Origin of the sequence: Shewanella sp. cp20, assembly GCF_000832025.1 — a bacterium.
Lineage (GTDB): Bacteria > Pseudomonadota > Gammaproteobacteria > Enterobacterales > Shewanellaceae > Shewanella.
In genome coordinates this window covers 171,161-189,659 of record NZ_JPII01000016.1, presented here as the reverse complement: position 1 = coordinate 189,659, position 18,499 = coordinate 171,161, and the positions used below count along the sequence as shown (strand labels likewise).

The 18,499-nt window shown below is 54.8% G+C and carries 13 protein-coding genes; 4 read left to right on the top strand and 9 right to left on the bottom strand.

The genetic code is table 11. From position 1 onward, the window contains the following. Positions 1 to 12: 12 nt before the first annotated feature. Positions 13 to 630 (bottom strand): nucleotide exchange factor GrpE, encoded by a 618-nt coding sequence (gene grpE / locus DB48_RS04710; RefSeq protein WP_041509147.1) that lies wholly within the window; start codon positions 628 to 630, stop codon positions 13 to 15. A 100-nt stretch (positions 631 to 730) separates the two neighbouring features. On the opposite strand from grpE, the gene nadK reads away from it, so the two are divergent. Then, positions 731 to 1,609 carry an NAD(+) kinase gene (gene nadK, locus DB48_RS04705; protein ID WP_041509146.1) on the top strand — a complete coding sequence of 293 codons (879 nt, stop codon included), beginning with the start codon at positions 731 to 733 and terminating at the stop codon, positions 1,607 to 1,609. Between the two features lie 208 nt (positions 1,610 to 1,817). Here the strand turns inward: nadK and DB48_RS04700 are convergent, their stop codons facing one another. The 5 genes from DB48_RS04700 to DB48_RS04680 all read right to left on the bottom strand — a co-directional run bounded on the left by DB48_RS04700 (position 1,818) and on the right by DB48_RS04680 (position 10,438). Then, a complete protein-coding gene (locus DB48_RS04700) occupies positions 1,818 to 2,882 on the bottom strand; it encodes a TonB family protein (RefSeq protein ID WP_041509145.1) in 1,065 nt (354 codons plus the stop codon). A gap of 220 nt (positions 2,883 to 3,102) precedes the next feature. Next, positions 3,103 to 4,461, bottom strand: coding sequence for an MATE family efflux transporter (locus DB48_RS04695; RefSeq protein ID WP_041509144.1), 1,359 nt, complete (start codon positions 4,459 to 4,461; stop codon positions 3,103 to 3,105). A gap of 59 nt (positions 4,462 to 4,520) precedes the next feature. Further along, positions 4,521 to 5,588 carry a CobW family GTP-binding protein gene (locus tag DB48_RS04690; protein ID WP_041509143.1) on the bottom strand — a complete coding sequence of 356 codons (1,068 nt, stop codon included), beginning with the start codon at positions 5,586 to 5,588 and terminating at the stop codon, positions 4,521 to 4,523. A gap of 437 nt (positions 5,589 to 6,025) precedes the next feature. After that, positions 6,026 to 7,321, bottom strand: coding sequence for a DEAD/DEAH box helicase (locus DB48_RS04685; protein WP_041509142.1), 1,296 nt, complete (start codon positions 7,319 to 7,321; stop codon positions 6,026 to 6,028). Between the two features lie 84 nt (positions 7,322 to 7,405). Then, the gene (locus tag DB48_RS04680) at positions 7,406 to 10,438 is read right to left on the bottom strand and encodes an EAL domain-containing protein (RefSeq protein ID WP_041509141.1); all 3,033 of its coding nucleotides are present in this window, start codon (positions 10,436 to 10,438) and stop codon (positions 7,406 to 7,408) included. 325 nt (positions 10,439 to 10,763) lie between these two features. On the opposite strand from DB48_RS04680, the gene DB48_RS04675 reads away from it, so the two are divergent. Both DB48_RS04675 and DB48_RS04670 read left to right on the top strand, forming a co-directional pair. Next, positions 10,764 to 11,573 carry a substrate-binding periplasmic protein gene (locus DB48_RS04675; protein ID WP_052813656.1) on the top strand — a complete coding sequence of 270 codons (810 nt, stop codon included), beginning with the start codon at positions 10,764 to 10,766 and terminating at the stop codon, positions 11,571 to 11,573. A gap of 101 nt (positions 11,574 to 11,674) precedes the next feature. Then, on the top strand, positions 11,675 to 12,115 hold the full coding sequence (locus DB48_RS04670; protein ID WP_041509140.1) for a thioesterase family protein: 441 nt from the start codon (positions 11,675 to 11,677) through the stop codon (positions 12,113 to 12,115). Between the two features lie 93 nt (positions 12,116 to 12,208). On the opposite strand, the gene DB48_RS04665 is transcribed toward DB48_RS04670, so the two are convergent. Together DB48_RS04665 and DB48_RS04660 are read right to left on the bottom strand one after the other, a co-directional pair. Continuing rightward, positions 12,209 to 13,705: a putative bifunctional diguanylate cyclase/phosphodiesterase gene (locus DB48_RS04665; RefSeq protein WP_041509139.1), complete on the bottom strand. Its 1,497-nt coding sequence runs from the start codon at positions 13,703 to 13,705 to the stop codon at positions 12,209 to 12,211. A 71-nt stretch (positions 13,706 to 13,776) separates the two neighbouring features. Beyond that, positions 13,777 to 14,619, bottom strand: a complete 843-nt coding sequence (locus DB48_RS04660; protein WP_041509138.1) for an HDOD domain-containing protein — start codon at positions 14,617 to 14,619, stop codon at positions 13,777 to 13,779. Positions 14,620 to 14,910: 291 nt separating this feature from the next. Between DB48_RS04660 and trhP the strand changes: the two genes are divergently transcribed. Continuing rightward, positions 14,911 to 16,269, top strand: coding sequence for a prephenate-dependent tRNA uridine(34) hydroxylase TrhP (trhP, locus tag DB48_RS04655; RefSeq protein ID WP_041509137.1), 1,359 nt, complete (start codon positions 14,911 to 14,913; stop codon positions 16,267 to 16,269). A gap of 114 nt (positions 16,270 to 16,383) precedes the next feature. On the opposite strand, the gene DB48_RS04650 is transcribed toward trhP, so the two are convergent. Then, on the bottom strand, positions 16,384 to 18,471 hold the full coding sequence (locus tag DB48_RS04650) for a protein-disulfide reductase DsbD family protein (protein WP_235375336.1): 2,088 nt from the start codon (positions 18,469 to 18,471) through the stop codon (positions 16,384 to 16,386). Between the last annotated feature and the right edge of the window lie 28 nt (positions 18,472 to 18,499).

The window sequence follows — 18,499 nt, the reverse complement described above, 5'->3', positions numbered from 1 at the left end:
GCGTTGACGAGCTTACGCCTGAGTATCGACGCTGGCGCCACCCTGAGACACCATCACCATGGCTGGACGCAACAGACGCTCGTTGAGCATATAACCTTTTTGCATCACCATCATCACGGTATTGGCCGGGAACTCTTCGCTAGGCTGCATACCGATCGCCTGGTGATGATCCGGGTTAAAGGCTTCACCCTGAGGATCGACCTGCGTCAGACCAAACTTTTCAACCGCGCTGGTGAAGCTCTTCAGTGTCAACTCAACCCCTTCGTAGATAGCCTTGGTGGCCTCATCTTCACTGCTGGTGCCTTGCAGGGCACGTTCCATGTTGTCGATAACGGGTAGCAGCTCGTTGGCAAACTTTTCCAGGGCAAACTTGTGCGCCTTCTCGACATCGAGCGCCGCACGGCGACGCACGTTCTCTACCTCGGCTGCGGCACGGACAACAGAATCTTTCTGCTCTTCCACCTTAGCCTCGGCGGCGGCCAGGGCTTGCTCCAGCTCTTCAACACGGAAATTAGCTTGGGTAAGTTCGTCCATCAAACTGGCTGCATCTTCAACCACCTCGGTTTCAACTTCTACAGCTTCGGTTTCTTCAATCTGTGGTTCTTGGGCTTTGTTTGACTCTTTGCTCATTGTTACTCCAGCTAAAAATGCTTTGTTTCTGCATGCTCTGGGCATATTATGGGGATCAAATTTGAGGTTTCAAGCCCTAAGGCATGGATCAAACAGAAATATGACCAAAGCGTTTCACACAATCGGCTTAATCGGCAAACCCCATCACTCTGGGACCCATAAGACCCTAAAACGTCTGCACCACTGGTTGACCATGCAGTCCTATGAGGTTTATGTCGAAGAGCGCGTTGCCGGCGAGATAGGGCCACAGGTGAAATCGGTGGATCTGCTGCAGATTGGCGAACATTGCGATCTGGCCATAGTCGTAGGGGGTGACGGTAATATGCTGGGCGCCGCACGTGTGCTAGCCCGCTTCGACGTTGGGGTAATAGGCGTTAACCGCGGCAATCTGGGCTTTCTCACCGACCTGCCCCCTGACACCTTCGAAGAAGCGCTGGGCAAGGTACTCCAGGGCGAGTATGAAACGGAGCACAGGTTCCTGCTGGAATCAGAGGTCCACAGACACGGCGAGATGAAGTCGAGCAATACCGCGGTCAACGAGGCGGTGCTCCACCCTGGCAAGATTGCCCACATGATCGAGTTTGAGGTCTATATCGATGACAAGTTCATGTACAGCCAACGCGCCGACGGCATGATAGTCTCCACCCCAACAGGGTCGACCGCCTACTCGCTGTCGGCCGGGGGGGCCATCCTGACGCCAAATCTGGAAGCCTTGATCCTAGTGCCCATGTTTCCCCATACCCTCTCCTGCCGCCCTATCGTGGTCGATGCCTGCAGCATCATCAAGCTGGTGGTGTCGCCAGACAATGGCGATGCGCTAGAGGTCAGCTGTGATGGTCACGTCACCCTCCCCGTCTTACCGGGAGATGAGATCATAGTGAGGCGCAGCAAGGAGCGACTAAGACTGATCCACCCCAAGGGCTACAACTACTTCCACGTGTTGAGAAATAAACTAGGCTGGGGCAGCAAACTGTTTTAATACCAATCACAGTAAATATGTGCTCAGAAATAGCGCAGGGAAAAACGCTTGAGAACAAAGCAGGATTTTTAGATAAGTAGTTATTCTACAATTAAAAATACTAATACCGTTATCGAGCGTTTTAACAAGCTAGAATGATCAATTGTTTATTACGATTGGTATAAGGTCAATGTTGCATTAAAAAGCCCGCATATTCGCGGGCTTTTTGTTATTTAACTCTATAGTCCAGCTGCACACTGACCTCAGCCGGTACAGGTTTGCCGTCGACAAATTTAGGCGCGTAGCGCCAGCGCTTAATGGCCTTTAGCGACTCGCGGGTAAACTGCTGCCCGCCCTCCGAGGCCAACACCACAGGATCCCGCACGAATCCCTGCTCATCCACGGTAAAGGACATCTGGGTCCAGCCCTCCCGGCGATCTCTGGCATAGGAGATAGGATACTTTGGCGCTTCCCGATAGAGAGGGGACTGTTCCTGTTCATCGGACCAGGGCTTCATGCTGCCAATCGCCACACAATGCTGGGTCGACTTATCACTCTCGCCTTCGGCCTCAAAAATCTCCACCAGACGGGCATGGGCGGCCAGTTTGTAGGGGTGGCTAAAATCGAGCACCGAGAATTGCTTGATCACCTCCTCCAGCAGGGGGATGGCCCTATCGTACTTCTTCTCTGCCGCCTTAATCATGCCCACATAATAGGTGGCCTTGAGCCTGGCCATCGCATCGGCCGGCATCTCATGACGATAGATCTCATAGGCTTCCAGCGCCTCGTCACGTATATCCCGGGTATAAAAATGGGTCGAGGCTAATCCATGGAAGGTCAACATCTTCACCTCGGCCAGCAGCAAAGGCTTGTCTGCATCCTGTGCGATGGAGATCGCCTGTTTAAACAGATCCACCTTCTCTTTTGACGCCTCCATGGTCTGGGCGGCGCCAATTAACGGATCGACAAGCTCGATGGCATCGCGGCCGAAGTGTTTTCGGTAGACCTGAATGACATTATCGAAATGCTTGTGCGCGGCCTTGGTATCGCCGTTTTCCTGTAGCGCGGTGGCCAGATTAAGCTCGAGATTAACCAGATCGATACTGTCGGACTCGAAATAGCCCTGGCCCAATTCATAGGCTTTGGCGGCGGTAAGCGCCACCTGAGCTTTGTCATGTCCCGCCAGCGCCTGCTGATAGGCGGCGTAGCTTTCGCTAAAGGGAGAGGCGACGCAAAGAGGCGCGGCAAACTGCGCGCACAACATCAGGGCAAGGCCTGATAATGACTTCTTCATAGTGAACAAATATCCTTATTTGTGATACTGAGGCCTTCTCTTACCGAGAGTGGCTTAGAAAAATTAGCTGCCAGAAATAGCCTTGCCTAACACAGTTAGGATACGCCCGCCTTGGCACACCCAGTGTATCGACTCGTGGCTGGCCAACTAAAATCCCCTCTAGGGTAACAGGAATCTACGCCAACTTAAATTACTTGCTTAACTTAATCCCTTGGAAAACCTAGTTTAAATCCTTGGAAAGCCTAGTTAAAGCATAAATCATCCAGACAGTCAGGAGTAAGGAGCAGCTGGCGAGGGAGATCCACACACCCGTGACGCCGAAGAGCCAGGCAAATAGATAGAGCACCATGGCGATCAACACCAGCTTGCTACCTGTCAATATCGAGGCCTCCCTGGAGCGATTGATGGCCTGGAAGAAGGCTGCCCCGACCAGAATCAGCCCCTCAAACGGCAGTCCCCAGAAGTAGAGACGCATCCCCTCTGTCGCCACCGGCGTCAGCTCGGGATTGTCACCGGCGAAGATGTAGACCAGATATTCAGGCGCCCAGTAGATGAAGGCGACGCCCGCCAGTGCAGTCACCAGGGTCATGATGATCACCAGCCTCAGGGTCTCGAACACCCGGTCGAACCTCTTGGCCCCGGTATTGAAACTAAACAGGGGCTGGGTGCCGAAGGCGATCCCCTCGAAGATCAGATAAAACAAGGCCTCTGCGTAACTGACGACCCCATAGGCCGCCACATGGATGGGACCGCCGACCCAGAGAAACGCCATGTTGTGCAGGGTCAGGACGATAGACAGATAGAGGTTCATCAAGAAGCTCGGCACACCGACCCTGAGGATATTGCTGCAATGATCCAGATTCAGGCGCATCTGCTGCCAGTCGATCCCCAGGCGGGTCCGCTTGGTGAAGAAATGCTGCAGACAGGCGAGCGCCGTAAAGGCCTGACATATCATGGTGGCGATGGCGGCGCCCGCGAGACCGTATGGGAAGACCACGATCAGCAACCAATCCAGCAGGACATTCAGACAACCGGAGAGGATGAGGACAAAGGTAACGAAACCGGGACGGCCATCATTACGCAGCAAGGCGGTAAAGGCGATTGCCAACACGGGAAAGACCCCGAGCGCAAAATACCAGAACAGATACTGCTCGGCGCTGGCCAGCACCTCTCCCTCGGCGCCGAGCCAAATGAGTACCGTCTGGCTCCAATGGGTGCCGAGCAAGGCCAGGCCAGTCCCAGCCAAGAGACACAGGGTGAAGGCATTGCCCAGCAGGTGCCGCGCCCGGGCCACATCTTTTAGCCCTAGGTTGATCGATACCAGCGAGGCGGCGCCCATGCCAATTAGCGCACCTACCGCGTAGAGTATCGCGCCGACGGGATAGGCCAGCATCATACCGGCCAGGCCCACCTCGCCAAGATAGTGGCCGACAAACATGCCGTCGATGGCCACATAGACGCCGGTCACCACCATGGAGAGTATGGTGGGAATGGCGTAGCGCCACACCAATTTAGGAATGGGGGCTGTGGCTAGATCGGAGTGCGCATCACTCCCGGAGACGACATGACTCTCAGACATGGTATTGAATCGACACAGAAACGACTATTGGAGAGCGAAGATATCAGATAGCTAGGCGTTTAGATAGCCAGGCGTTTAGATAGACTGAGCAGCACCATCTCAACCTCAGTCTGTGACAGGGGTTCAGATGCAATCATCTCCAGACGCGAGTCCAGGCTATCGTCCAGCTCTTGCACGCTAAGCTGTCCATCGACAAAGTTTAAGGCGGCAATCCCTTCATCTGTGATCATCACCGCCTTGAGGCGCAAATACCCCTGTTGTTTTACCCAGGTTATCAGCGCCTCAAAATCAAACTCGTAGCGATAGTCGAACACCCAGCCCAGAGTATATCGCCCTTCATGTTGATTACTGGCGCGGTAGATCCCCTGCTCGTCGAATTGCAGAGTTTGTGCCTCGGGCGCCTCATCGAAGGGCAAAGTGGGTCGTTGCAGCGCGCCAGTCGGACCAGATCCTAATGTTTGCCGTGCGGACATCTGGGCACGCCAGGCTGTGGGCCGCTGAAAATAGTGCTGATTAAGAGATTGATATAAGGCGGCGTCATTTTCCAAGAGCAGCTTTGATACCTGCACTGGCATGACCTCGGCTTTGATTGCTTGCTGCGTCAGGTAAGCCTCTAGCCGCTTAACGTCATCGTCACTCGCCAGATCCATCTTATTGGCCAGGATAAGGTCGGCGATGTGAAGCTGCTGGGTAAACAGTTCACTCTCAAGATAACGCGGGTCGTTGAGTTTTCTGGGGTCTACCAGGCAGAGACTGGCACGCATCGACAGCACCTGCTGAAAATGTCCCTGACTCAGGGTCTCAACGATCGCCTTGGGATGGCCCAAGCCTGTGGGCTCGATAAACAGACGATCCGGCTTGGCCTTGGCAATCAGTTGATTGACCGCCACCTGAGTAGGCACCCCGGCGGCGCAGCAGAGACAGCCACCCGCCACCTCCTTGATGGCCACATCACCGCCCTCGCCCCTGAGCAGTTCGCCATCTATGCCTATCTCGCCAAATTCATTGACCAGCACGGCCCAGGTTTCCCCCACCGGCTTATGGGCGAGCAAATACTGGATAAAACTGGTTTTGCCCACACCGAGAAAACCAGTGACGACATGGGTAGGAATAGGCTTTAGGATCATTGGCGGCACCACACTGAAAAATCGCCCCCAGTGTAGAGTGCGCGCCTGAGATTGCAAAGGGTTTTAATTCAAACCAAGTTGAGTGCAGCCAGCTAACAGCCTAGGGTCTGTTGACCTTTGCTGTTTGTTTTTGCAGCATTTTGTAGGGGATTTATACAAGGCAGAGCCTGTGTAGTGTAGTTAATCTACATGAACGGGAGATAACGCCGTAGAAATGGCCCACAAAAGCTGCCCGAAGGGTTCATCTAAACGCGCGCTGCACTTTATGAAAGGCTTCCTGCCTTTCACCGCAGGCGGTCAGCTAGGCTGTTAGAAATCGTTCCAGACGATTTCTTTGTTGTTCGCCATTCACATAGAGTAACTATGCTTCATGGCTCTCGCCTCGCGCAAAACGCGTTTAGATCGAACAAAAATTAAACTTGAAAGGTCAACAGGCTCTAGCGCTTGCCCTTGAAGGACTTTCCATTTGATGGCCGCCTCGCTTTATCGCGACTCTGCCCTTTACTGCTATGCCGTCCGCCAAACTTCTGCCCCTTGCCTTTCTTAAACTGATTGGCCTTAGGCTGTACGGCGGCGTCGAGCTCGCGATACCTGGCCGGTAGCGGCGCCCCCAGTTCATATCCAGGTTGGACCTCGCGGGGCAAGGTCTTGCCAATGAGGGCCTCGACCTCTGCCAATGCGGCCTCATCTTGCTTGGCGACGAAGGAGATGCTGACCCCGCTGAGACCGGCGCGGCCGGTGCGGCCGATACGATGCACATAGTCCTGGGGCTCGTCCGGCAGTTCCAGATTGATCACTAGGGGCAAGGCGGTAATATCCAGGCCTCGGGCGGCGACATCGGTCGCCACCAGAACCCGCAGCTCGCCCGCCTTAAACTGCTCCAGCGCCCTATTGCGCGCGCCCTGGGTCTTATCCCCATGAAACACGGCGTTCTTAATGCCATCGAGTTTCAACTCGCGATGCAGCCGCTCGGCGCTCTCCTTGGTGTTGACGAAAACCAACACCTGCTGCCAATTATTGCGACCGATAAGCTCCGCCAGCAGCTCTGCCTTACGCCGGCCATCTATGGGATAGACCTTCTGCTCAATCTGCGGGCCGCCACTTGTGCTGGCCACATTAAACCACTCAGGCTCATTCAGCATCTTAGTAGCCAGCGCCTTCACCTCCGGCGTAAAGGTTGCCGAGAACAGCATGGTCGAGTGAGTGTCGCAGAGCAGTCGCTTGGTTCGCTCGATATCTCTCACGAAGCCCATGTCGAGCATGCGATCCGCCTCATCGACAATGAGCTGTTCCACCGTCTCCAGGCTCAGCCCATGTTGCCCTAATAAGTCGAATAACCGCCCCGGTGTGGCCACCAGGATATCGACCCCTTTCGCCAAAGCCTTACGCTGGGGATTGATGTTGGCGCCGCCATAGACGGCCAGGGTGGTGAGCTCGGTGAATTGGCTATAGCGAACTATGCTCTCAGCCACCTGTATCGCCAGCTCCCGTGTTGGAGTCAGCACCAGGGCGCTGAGCTGTCCAAGCCGTCTGGGTTGATTCAGCAGGCGCTGCAACAACACGAAGCTAAAGGCCGCCGTCTTGCCGGTTCCCGTCTGGGCGCAGGCCATCAGATCCCGCCCGCCAAGGGCGCAGGGGATCACCTTGGCCTGAACCTGAGTCAGGCTGGTGTAGCCGCAGGCCTCAGCCGCCTGGGCTAGGGTAGGATCTAACGGGAGGGCATCGAAATTCATGGGCAACCTGCAAGCTGACAAAAAGTGAGCGCGGAGTCTAGCAAAAAGCGCCCCATAAAGGTAACGCTATCTTCACATCAAGGGTTAGTGCGCCGGCGGATTAACATAGCGGCGCTCAAACTCGGGCAGCGAGACCGGCTTGGAGTAGAGGTAGCCCTGGGCAAAATCACACCCCGCTTTGGCCAGAATATCGTGCTGGAACTGAGTCTCGACGCCTTCGGCTATCACCTTGATCCCTAGCTTGTGGGCCATGACGATGATCGCCTCACACAGGGCCACGCCATCGCTATCGGACTCGAGGTTACGGGTAAATGACTGATCGATTTTGAGATAATCTATATCGAATTTCTTCAGGTAGGCCAGCGATGAATAGCCGGTACCAAAGTCATCCAGAGACACCTGAATACCTGCATCGCGATAGGAGAGCAACTTGTCGGTCACTCCCATCGAGGCGTCCAGCAGCAGGCCTTCGGTGATCTCGACACAGATGGCATTGCTGGAAAGCTCGAGATGCCGCAGCAGTGCCAGCCAGTCGCTGAAACTGTCTCCCTCGTCCCTAAACTGAATCGGCGACTTGTTGATGCTTATCTGGATCTCAACCCCATACTGGGTTCGCCAGCGGGCGCTCTGCTGGGCAGCCTTCTCAAATACCCAGTTACCTATGTCGTTGATCAGCCCTGTCTCTTCCGCCACCGGAATAAACTCGCCGGGCGAGACCAGACCACGTTGGGGGTGCGCCCAGCGGATCAGGGCCTCCGCCTTATAGACCTGCTGTTTCTCCATATCGACGATAGGTTGGTAGAAGAGCTCAAACTCTTTACGATTGATGGCATTGCGGAGATCTTTGATCAGCGCCATACGATAACGGGCATATTCCTGCATCGAAGGAGTAAAGTAATGAAAACGGTTGCGTCCCTGCTCCTTGGCGGCGTACATCGCCTGATCCGCATGCTTGAGCAGCCCCTCGATACTAGTGGCATCATCTGGGTAGATGGTAATGCCTATGCTGGCGCTGATGTAGGCGGTCTCATCCTCCAGGCTATAAGGCTCGGCGATGCGCTCGAGTATGCTCTGGGCCACCCGCTCGACGCCGCTGGGTGAATCGATACCCGAGAGCACCACGGTAAACTCATCGCCCCCCAGGCGCGCCACCACATCCGACTCACGGATACAGCCCTTGAGGCGTTTGGCCGTCTCCTGCAAAAGCAGATCGCCCATGTCGTGGCCCAGGGTGTCGTTGACCTCCTTGAAGAAATCCAGATCGAGAAACATCAGCGCAAAATGGCTTCGGTTACGGTCGATACGCAATATCTCAGTATTGAGGTACTCCAGCAACATGCGCCGGTTTGGCAGGCCGGTCAGGGGATCGTAGTTGGCCTGTTTCCAGATGATATGTTCCGCCTCTTTCTTCTCGGTAATATCAGAAAACAGTGCCACCCGGCGATACACACCACCGTGTTGGTCGAAGATGGTGTTGATGGTCAACCAGACCATATACTCTTCGCCGTTCTTGCTCTTAATCCACAGCTCTCCCTGCCAGTAGCCGGTGTCGCGAATAGAGCGGTTCATCTCATCGTACTGGCTCCTCGGGGTGCGAGAGCTTTGCAATATCCGGATATTCTTGACCAGGGCCTCTGCCTCGTTATAACCTGTGATCGCGGTAAAGGCGGCATTGATGGTAATGATATTGCCCTTATGGTCCTGCACGCTCATGGCTTCACTGGAGTTGTTATACACGGAGGCCGCCAGCTCCAGCGATTCCTGCACCTTCTTCTGCTCGGTAATGTCCGAGTGGACGCCGCACATACGGGTCGGCAGGCCATTGCGGTCGCGACTCACCACCTTACCCGTATCCAACATCCAGTGCTCTTCGCCGCTGAGGCTGATCAGCCGGTATTCGATGTAATGCTTCTGGGTCTCCCCCTTGAGGTGACGGTCGATGGAATTAAGCACCGCCATCCTATCCTGGGGATGGATGGCATCGACCCAGATGCGGCTGTCGCTGTTAAGCTTATCGAGATCGCACCCCAGCACCTTGGCGCACCAAGGGTTACGCCTGGTCTCATTACTCTTGATATCCCAGTCCCACATGCCGAGATCGCTACTCTCCAGCACCAGCGTCAAACGCTCCTGGCTGGTACGCATCGCCATCTCCGCCCGCTTGTGCTCTGTGATATCGATAAGCCCGGCAATCACCATGTCCACCACGTTATGGTTACGACGACAGGCCACCGTGAGATGGGTGTAGACTATCTCACCGTCCTTGGCGACGAAGCGCTTGTCCATCTCGTAGGCATCAATCTCCCCCTTCAGCATGCGCTGAAACTCGGCCATATCCGCCTTAAGATCTTCAAAATAGGTCAGCTCGCTCCAGGTACGGTTAAGCAGCTCGGTCTCAGAGTATTTGAGCATCTTGCACAGGCGGGGATTAACCTTGACCCAATGCTGATCCACCGAGGTGATGGCGATCCCCATGTTGCCGACATTGAATTGGGAACGAAAAATGAAATCGTCCTGCAGCTGGATCTTGGCATCTCTCTCAACCTCCAATCGCCTGGCCAATAGCATCCCCAATAAGGCGGTCACTATGGGGAAGAGCAGCATCACAGGCGCGGCGATCTGCAGCAGGAGATCGACAAACATGGAGAAGGGAAGAATAAACAGCAGCGACAGGGTCGAGAAGTGCAGCAGGAAACCAAACAGATACAGCTCGAGAAAATTGAGATCGGCGATGGTGGTCTTTCGATAGTAACGCCACAGGCTACCAAACAGGGCCGACACCACAATCACTGTCACCCCCACCAACATGCCCTCTCCCCCCTGAAACATGCGATAGGCACAGGCTACAGATGCGGCGACGAAGGTGGGAAGGCCACCAAAAAAGAGGCCACTGATGGCCAACACCACAGAGCGGGTGTCGATAAATACCCCAGGCTGATATTCCCAAGAGGTCATCATGGTCAGCACGGTCACACTGCCGATGACCATCCCGATGATGAGACGCCACAACAGAAAATGCTCACGACGCTGCTGACGCGGTATCGCGTCATAGATAAATACCATAATCAGCAAGAGCGCGGCATTTTGAGAGAGCGAAAATAACGTATCTTGATTCATACAAGTTTTAATTTTCTCGGTGCTAAGTTTTTTATTATCAACCTGATAACATCATTCAGAGTGTAGCAGAAGCCTCGAAAAAAATACCCACTAAATCTTAATAAGCCAATGATTTTGAAAGCCTCTCGCGCTTCCCTCTAAGCCTTTGCCCTACAATACAAATCACCGTCTAACACCCATCTTGCAGTCCAAATCGCCTAGGGAGCGAACAGATGTAGCCAGCATGCTACAAAATTCCCGCCGATTGCCGCAGTAATGCGGTTGATCTCCCTCGAAAACCCCTTATTATGAGCAAAATAAGGACGCGACCGCTGCAAGGAATCTGATGTTGCACCCCATCTTATCTCGGCAATTCAATTACCTCATCTCTGGCCTGATATTCATGCTGGCGCTTTTTAGCCTCACCGCCACCAGCAAAGAGCTAAATATGGCCCCTATCGATGGCCCGTCGACCCCGCTTAAGGTCAAGCTGGCCGCCGAAGATAACTGGGCCCCTTTTGCCGATCCCTATGGCAAGGGGTTATCCCACCGCCTGGTCAAACAGGCCTTTGCCCGGAGCAATGTCGACGTCGATAGTCTGGTTGTCTCCTATGCCCGCGGTGTCGTGATGACCAAACAGGGCATAGTCGATGGCGTCTTTAATCTGCATAAGGAACGCAAAACTCAGGAGGCCTTTGTCTTCGGCAAGGAGCCACTGTTTACCACCTCAGCCTCCTTCTACCAAAATAACGCCCATCCGCTAAAGGCAGAAGACAAATGGCACCTGCCCCAGGGGCTGCTGGTCGGCATCATCAAGGGCTATGAATATGGCGATGAGCTGTCGCAGCTTAAGCAGCTCAGGCTAGTCGAAGTAGATAACCACAATCAGCTGATTAACCTCTTGCTGCTCAACCGCATCGATGCCGCCATCATGTACGACGAGGTGGCCAATCAATACCTTGGTCAGATGGGCGTCGCCAAGGTGATTAGCCGCAGCGTACACAACCATACCGGCGATCTCTACGTGGCCTTCTCCAAGCAGCGCCCCAACGCTCAGCTATTTGCCGACAAACTGGATCAGGGCCTCAAGGCCCTCAAGCAAGACGGCAGCTATCAGTCGATCATGAACAGCCTACAGGCGATCGCCAGCAAGTAGATCGCCAGCTAATCGCCCACAAGCAAGAAGTGCCGCGCCAGACTCAGAATATGCTATGCTGGCGCCTCTCCTAATATAGCGTTATTTAGCCCAGACTCCAGATGAAGCCAGACGATAAATTCAGCCCAACCTTTCACTTTCCGGTGCAGATCTACTACGAAGATACCGACTTCTCCGGCGTGGTGTACCATCCCAACTTTTTGAAATACTTCGAGCGCGCCCGCGAACATGTGATTGGCGCCGAACGATTGGCGGCGCTTTGGCAGCAACACGGCCTGGGCTTCGCCGTCTATCGCAGCGACATGCTCTGCCATGAAGGGGTGGAGTTTGCCGACGTAGTGGATGTACGCACCCGCTTCTACTTCGAGAGCAAGTATCGCACCGTCTGGCAGCAGGAGATCTGGCGACCTAATGGCGTCAAGCCAGCGGTCACCGCCCATATCGAAATGGTCTGTATGAATAAGGCGAGGCAGCTCTGCCCCATGACGCCACCCCTCATCGAGGAGCTCAGTCGCCACTTCAGCCAGACCGTCAATCTCTGAAATCTGGGCCTGTATTCAATCTAGCGCTTTATTAAATCTAGCGCTTTATTAAATCCAAGCGCCTTTATTAAAACCTAGGCCTTTTGAACCACCTTAGCTCAGCGGTCGATTCAACTTACGCCAGTGCATCTCAAGCTCTGGCGCTCGCATCGGCTTGGCATAGATCTCCCCTTGCACCTTATCGACCCCCATCTCTTGCAGCAGGTCAAACACAGGCATCTGCTCGACGCCCTCGACGGTCACCGAAAAATCCAGCCCCTTGGCCAGCTCGACGGCGCTGCGAACGATATGCTGCGCCCGAGGATCGGACTCAATCCCGGTGAGAAAGGCCCTGTCTATCTTAACTTCGTCCACCGGCAGATGCTTGAGGTAGGCCAGCGAAGAGTGGCCGGTACCAAAGTCATCTATGGCCACCTTGACCCCGGCGCGCTTGAGGCGATTCAACACGGCCACTGTGCGCACCATGTCTGTCATCAGCTGGCTCTCGGTGATCTCGATCGACAACACCTGGGCGCTGAGCCCATGCTGTTTTAGACGGCTAATGATCCGCTCGCTCAATTGCTTCTCGCTCAGATCATCAATCGCCAGGTTAATCGCCAGCTGCAGGCGAATATCACTCTCCTGCCAGCGCACCTGTTGCAACAACACCTGATCGATCACCCACTGACTGAGCAAGCTGATCATCCCAGCGTATTCCAGCAGCGGGATAAATTCGCCCGGAGAGATGGGACCAAGCACAGAGCTGTCCCAGCGGATCAGGGCCTCGGCATGGGTACAATCTCCCGTGGCCAGATTATATTTGGGCTGAAATACCAGGTAGAGCTCGTTCTGCTCCAACGCCTTGGGAAAACAACTGACTATGGTCAACTGCCTGTGTTGACTGCGATCGTCTCCCTCCTGATAGGCGGCAATATAGTTGCTGGCAGACTTGGCCCGCACCAATGCCAAGTCCAGACGGCGCAGCATCTGGCTGACGTCGGCGTGGTGCATGGACAAGTCGAGATAGCCAAGTTGCAGCTGTAAATTGATCACTGTGCCCTTGATGCTGATGGGCTGCGCCAGCCCCTGCTGAAAGACGATAAGCTCGGCTTCGCTCATGGGGGTATGGAAATAGATCAGAAACTCATCTTCATTCATCCGCGCCAGAATATCCTTGTCGCCGATGCGCCGCGCCAGCCGCTCGGCCAGGGCCTGCAGCAACTTGTCTCCCAGGGAGAAACCAAAGAGATCATTCACATAGCGAAAGCGGTGGATATCGATAAGCACAAACATCCCCTGAGTGAGGGGCATCTTACGGGTCAGCTTGGCCTTGAGGCCGACGCGATTGAGCAGTCCGGTCAGCTTGTCGCGACCCTTGGGCGGCGGCAGCTGTTTCAGCAGGTGTTGCAGCTGCACATATAGCGGGATATAACGGTAAGGAATGCTGGCAATATTGAGGGGCTGACGCACCTTATGTTGCTGGCTCAGCTGAGTCACCAGACGTTTAAGAAACTTGAGCTCAGTGCGCCTATGCCAGTACCAGTAGATGATACCAGCGATGCCGATTGCTATCAGATAAACAATTAACCAAATCAGCTCAGTTGCCGTCACACTATCCCTAATGTTTTGATAGATAAAGAAACGACAAGACGGATCGGCAGACGCTGCCGACCGGGCCTTATCTATTCATAACTTAATTTAATCGAATGGTAGTTGTCGAGAAACTCATCCGATCCCAGATATTCTGGGCTCACGGGTAGACCACGCTTAACGAACACATCCAGGCGTTCTTCCAGCTCATGACCGGCGCGCAGTTCGCCCGTATAGAAGGCCGCCGCACGCACGAAGTCCAGGTAGGTCACCTGCTCAGGCAGATAGGGAAGATCCGCCCAGCGCTCGACCACTTCCATCACCTCGGGGGAGAAGTCCCAGCTCTTCAGCACCGCGCGTCCGAGTGGTCCCTGCATCTTTCTCACCAGCGCCCTGAGTTGCTCTATGCTGGTAAACAGATGGGGATTGGCCTCGGCCTCGGTCAATACCGGCAAGGCACCGATATTATGCACCAGGCTCGCCAGGGTCAGGGTATCGTAGTTGAGCCCACAAGCCTTGTGGGTCTTGGAATACTTGAGTAGCAGGGCACAGGCCGCCGAGGTCACCTCGATAGAGGCACGCCACACCTCGTCCATCACCTCCCAGACCATCTCATTGGTAGAGATGAACAGCTGCTCCATGGCCACAGAGGTCGCGATCGCCTTGATCTGTGTCAGGCCGATACGGGTCACCGCGGCATTGATGTTTTCCGCCTTGATACCACGGCTATACATGGCACTGTTGGCCACCTTAATCATACGGGCCGAGATGGCAGCATCCTGACCGATAATTTCGGCCACCTGCTTAGGGCTGGAGTCGGGGCGGGATACCACCTCCTGAACGCGCATTGCTACCTCGGGCAAAGTTGGCAAGATCAGCGCATCTGCCTTTAACTTTTTAAGTAACCCCACCAGTAGTTGATGCTCGCTAGACATGCAAACTCCTTAATAAACCTATGCCCATATTGATATTGCCAGAGAGTATATCAGCACTCTTGCTAACCGTGATGGTAAAAATCGTCCATCCAGTTAAGAATTTGTGTAATTTTAGCTAAGTTTCAGATTATTGGTTATTAATTGGCTTAATTTTATCCTTCATCTCCCGTTTTATCTTAGGCCATGGCGCGCTGTCGATAAAATAAACAACTTCTAATTTGCATAAGCCTTGTCCCATTGAGTAAAATGCCCGCCCCAAGTTTGTTCGATACCTGTTAATTGAGAGAAATGATGTTTAAACCTGAGCTGCTGTCTCCTGCCGGGACCCTAAAAAATATGCGTTATGCCTTCGCATATGGCGCCGATGCGGTCTACGCGGGCCAACCGAGATATAGCCTGCGTGTCAGAAACAACGATTTCAAGATGGAAAACCTCGCAACGGGTATCCAAGAGGCCCACAGCCTGGGCAAGAAACTCTATGTGGTGAGCAACATCGCCCCCCACAACACTAAGCTCAAGACCTATATCAAGGATATGGAGCCTGTGGTGGCCATGCAGCCCGACGCGCTGATCATGTCAGACCCGGGTCTTATCATGATGGTGCGCGAGGCCTTCCCGGATCAGACGGTGCATCTGTCGGTGCAGGCCAACGCCATCAACTGGGCCTCGGTCAAGTTCTGGCAACAGCAGGGGATCAAGCGCGTGATCCTCTCCCGCGAACTGTCACTGGATGAGATCGAAGAGATACGCCAGCGCTGTCCAGACATCGAACTCGAGGTCTTCGTCCACGGCGCGCTCTGCATGGCCTACTCGGGTCGCTGCCTGCTATCGGGTTATATCAACAAGCGCGACCCTAACCAGGGGACCTGCACCAACGCCTGCCGCTGGAAGTACGACGCCCACGAGGCGGTGCAGACAGAAACCGGCGACATTGTGGCGGTTAATCCTGAGGTGCAGATGCACAACCCAACTCTGGGTGAAGGTGCGCCAAGCAACGAAATCGTCCTGCTGCAAGAGGCGGGACGCCCAGGCGAATACATGCCGGCGTTTGAAGATGAGCATGGTACCTACATCATGAACTCCAAGGATCTGCGCGCCATCCAGCACGTGGAACGTCTGACCAAGATGGGCGTAGACTCACTGAAGATCGAAGGCCGTACCAAGTCCTTCTACTATGTGGCCCGTACCGCCCAGCTCTATCGCCAGGCAATCGAAGATGCCGCGGCCGGCCGCGAGTTTAATCCGGCGCTCATGTACCAACTCGAAGGACTGGCGCATCGCGGTTACACCGAGGGCTTCCTGCGTCGTCACGTACACGACGAATACCAGAACTATGATTACGGCTACTCCATCAGCGATACTCAGCAGTTTGTCGGCGAATTTACCGGTAAGCGTAACGCTAAGGGAATGGCCGAGATCGACGTAAAAAACAAGTTCTCCGTCGGTGACAGCGTCGAGCTGATGACCCCTCAGGGCAACATCAACCTGACCATAGAACACCTGGAAAACCGCAAAGGCGAGAGCGTCGAGGCGGGGCTAGGTTCGGGGCACTTCGTTTATCTGCCGGTACCGGCCGAGGTTGAGGTTGAGCGCGCCATTTTGATGCGTAACCTCACCGGTGAGCAGAGCACACGTCAGCCGCACCCATAAGAGCCAGCTAGCGTAAACACACCTAATAAATAGCCCGAGAATCTCGGGCTATTTTTTTACTCACGAAAAAGCGTCTAGCTCATTGCCGCGCCCTCTGCCTGCCACAGCAACAACTCACCCAGCTCCCGTGGCTTGCTCAATCAAGAGCGAAGAGGTTAATACTTGTGGTAGTACCCTTGGCTCAAGATTTCCCTTTTGATACCAGAGATATAAGGGCACACCAGAGCGTTGATGTTTTGCCAGAAAACGGGTGATCTCAGGATCGCCATCTGTCCAGTCGCCTAACATCACCGCCGTGTTGCTGCGGGCGAAAGCGGCCTGAGTCGCCTGCCGCTCTATGGCCGTCTTCTCATTCACCTTGCAGGTTAAGCACCAGTCGGCACTGAAATAGACAAAGACATCCTGCTTTTTGACCAGGGCCGAGAGAGCCTGTTCATCGAACGCCATAACCCCTGAGGTCTCGGCATCCGCCTCAACCGCATTAGCCGCATTAGCCACGTTCGCCGAATTAGCCCCCTTGGCGCTCATGCCGGGAGACACAGTCATCAGGGTCCCGCCTGCGATGATCAACACCAACACCATAGGCCACCACTGCCTTTGACGCCCCGTCTGTTGGAATAGTCCGGTGAGCCATAATCCCAGACTCAGCAGCAAGACCAGCAGCAGCGCAACAAGCACGTATTGATTGTCAGACTGCTGCATCAATACCCAGACCAGGCCTAGGGCAGTCAAAAACATGGGCACGGCGAAGAAACGTTTTGCCGTCACCATCCAGGCGCCGGGCCTTGGCATGCGTCGACGCAGCGCAGGTATAAAGCCCACCAGCAAAAAGGGCAAGGCCATCCCCAACCCAAGTCCGGCAAACACCATGAGCCCGACACCCGTCGGCAGTACCAGGGCGGCTCCTAAGGCGGTGGCCATGAAGGGGCCGGTGCAGGGGGTCGCCACAAATGCGGCCAGCACGCCGGTCCAGAAATCTCCCGCCGGCCCTTGCTTATGTTGCAACTTGCTGCCCGAACTCAGGGTGCCGAGTTCAAACAAACCGGCGAGATTAAGCCCAATGGCCATCATCAATAGGATAAGTGCCACGATAATTTCCGGGCGCTGCAACTGAAACGCCCACCCCACCTGAAGACCGAATTGCCGCAGAATCAGAATGAGGCCGCCGAGAAGCAGACACACCAACACGGCTCCCAGGGTGTAGGCCAGCGCACCGGACCTTGCCACACGTTCATCCCCCAGGTTGGCGAGGCTTAATACCTTCAAACTGAGGATCGGAAATACGCAGGGCATCAGATTGAGTAACAGCCCGCCCAATATCGCCCCGAGCACGGCCACCGTAGAGACGATTATCAGATTATCGTCCTCCTTGGGTGGCAAGCTGGCCTGAGTCGGAAAGACGAGCCCCTCAGCCTGGCGGATGGCATTCACCCTGACAGCCATCGACTCATTGAGGGCTATCACGCCATGAAAGTGACTGGCGCTCCCCTCGGCCGCCGTGGTTGTCATGAAGAGGTGCTCCCCCTGCCGAACAAAGCTTTGTGGCGCCGTGTTGGATATCACCCCGTTAATTTCCGGGTAGAGGTGAATATCCTCGGCCAGCTCGACGGATTCGGGTAGTGGCAACGACAACACAAATTGCCCGTCGTTAACGGAAAACGCTGCACTGGCCTCCAAGGGCTTAGGGATTTGCCTGCGCCAGGTATCGAAGCGCTCCTGGGCGGCCTTGGGGGCGCCGGGCTCCCCCACGTTAAACTGAGCTTGCAAGCTTTGCTGCTCGGGAACGCAGAGCTTGGGGCTGCACACCAGATAGCGAATATCCACGGCAAGGCTAATGGGAGTGCCCTCGGGCAGATCGTCAGCAAGCTTAAGCTGTGCCAAGAGGGCATAATCACCATGATAGATGTAGTTCATCAGGTCACTTAACACCATCGGCTCCGGCGCCGGGTATTGCAGCTCGCTTACCGTCACCCCCTCCGGCAGGTGCCACTCTAGTTGCATGGGGAATCCGGCGTCCCCTGGGTTTAACCAGTAGCCATGCCAGCCCGCTTGCGGCGCCATACGTATGGCCAAGCTGGTCTCAGTGCCAGCCGCAGGCGAGCGAGATTCGAGTAAAAGCGACGCCGCTATCTTTTGGCCATCTTCTTCACTAGCCTGTACCGATATTGCAAAGCACACCATGAGCAGGCAGCTGGCAATCATTTTCATCCATAACGAGGTTGTTCTCATC

Coding starts and splice junctions, on each gene's coding strand:
- DB48_RS04695 (WP_041509144.1), bottom strand. CDS start 4,461: ATGTCTGAGAGTCATGTCGTCTCCGGGAGTGATGCGCACTCCGATCTA.
- DB48_RS04650 (WP_235375336.1), bottom strand. CDS start 18,471: ATGATTGCCAGCTGCCTGCTCATGGTGTGCTTTGCAATATCGGTACAG.
- trhP (WP_041509137.1), top strand. CDS start 14,911: ATGTTTAAACCTGAGCTGCTGTCTCCTGCCGGGACCCTAAAAAATATG.
- DB48_RS04675 (WP_052813656.1), top strand. CDS start 10,764: ATGTTGCACCCCATCTTATCTCGGCAATTCAATTACCTCATCTCTGGC.
- DB48_RS04690 (WP_041509143.1), bottom strand. CDS start 5,588: ATGATCCTAAAGCCTATTCCTACCCATGTCGTCACTGGTTTTCTCGGT.
- DB48_RS04680 (WP_041509141.1), bottom strand. CDS start 10,438: ATGAATCAAGATACGTTATTTTCGCTCTCTCAAAATGCCGCGCTCTTG.
- DB48_RS04660 (WP_041509138.1), bottom strand. CDS start 14,619: ATGTCTAGCGAGCATCAACTACTGGTGGGGTTACTTAAAAAGTTAAAG.
- DB48_RS04685 (WP_041509142.1), bottom strand. CDS start 7,321: ATGAATTTCGATGCCCTCCCGTTAGATCCTACCCTAGCCCAGGCGGCT.
- DB48_RS04700 (WP_041509145.1), bottom strand. CDS start 2,882: ATGAAGAAGTCATTATCAGGCCTTGCCCTGATGTTGTGCGCGCAGTTT.
- grpE (WP_041509147.1), bottom strand. CDS start 630: ATGAGCAAAGAGTCAAACAAAGCCCAAGAACCACAGATTGAAGAAACC.
- DB48_RS04670 (WP_041509140.1), top strand. CDS start 11,675: ATGAAGCCAGACGATAAATTCAGCCCAACCTTTCACTTTCCGGTGCAG.
- nadK (WP_041509146.1), top strand. CDS start 731: ATGACCAAAGCGTTTCACACAATCGGCTTAATCGGCAAACCCCATCAC.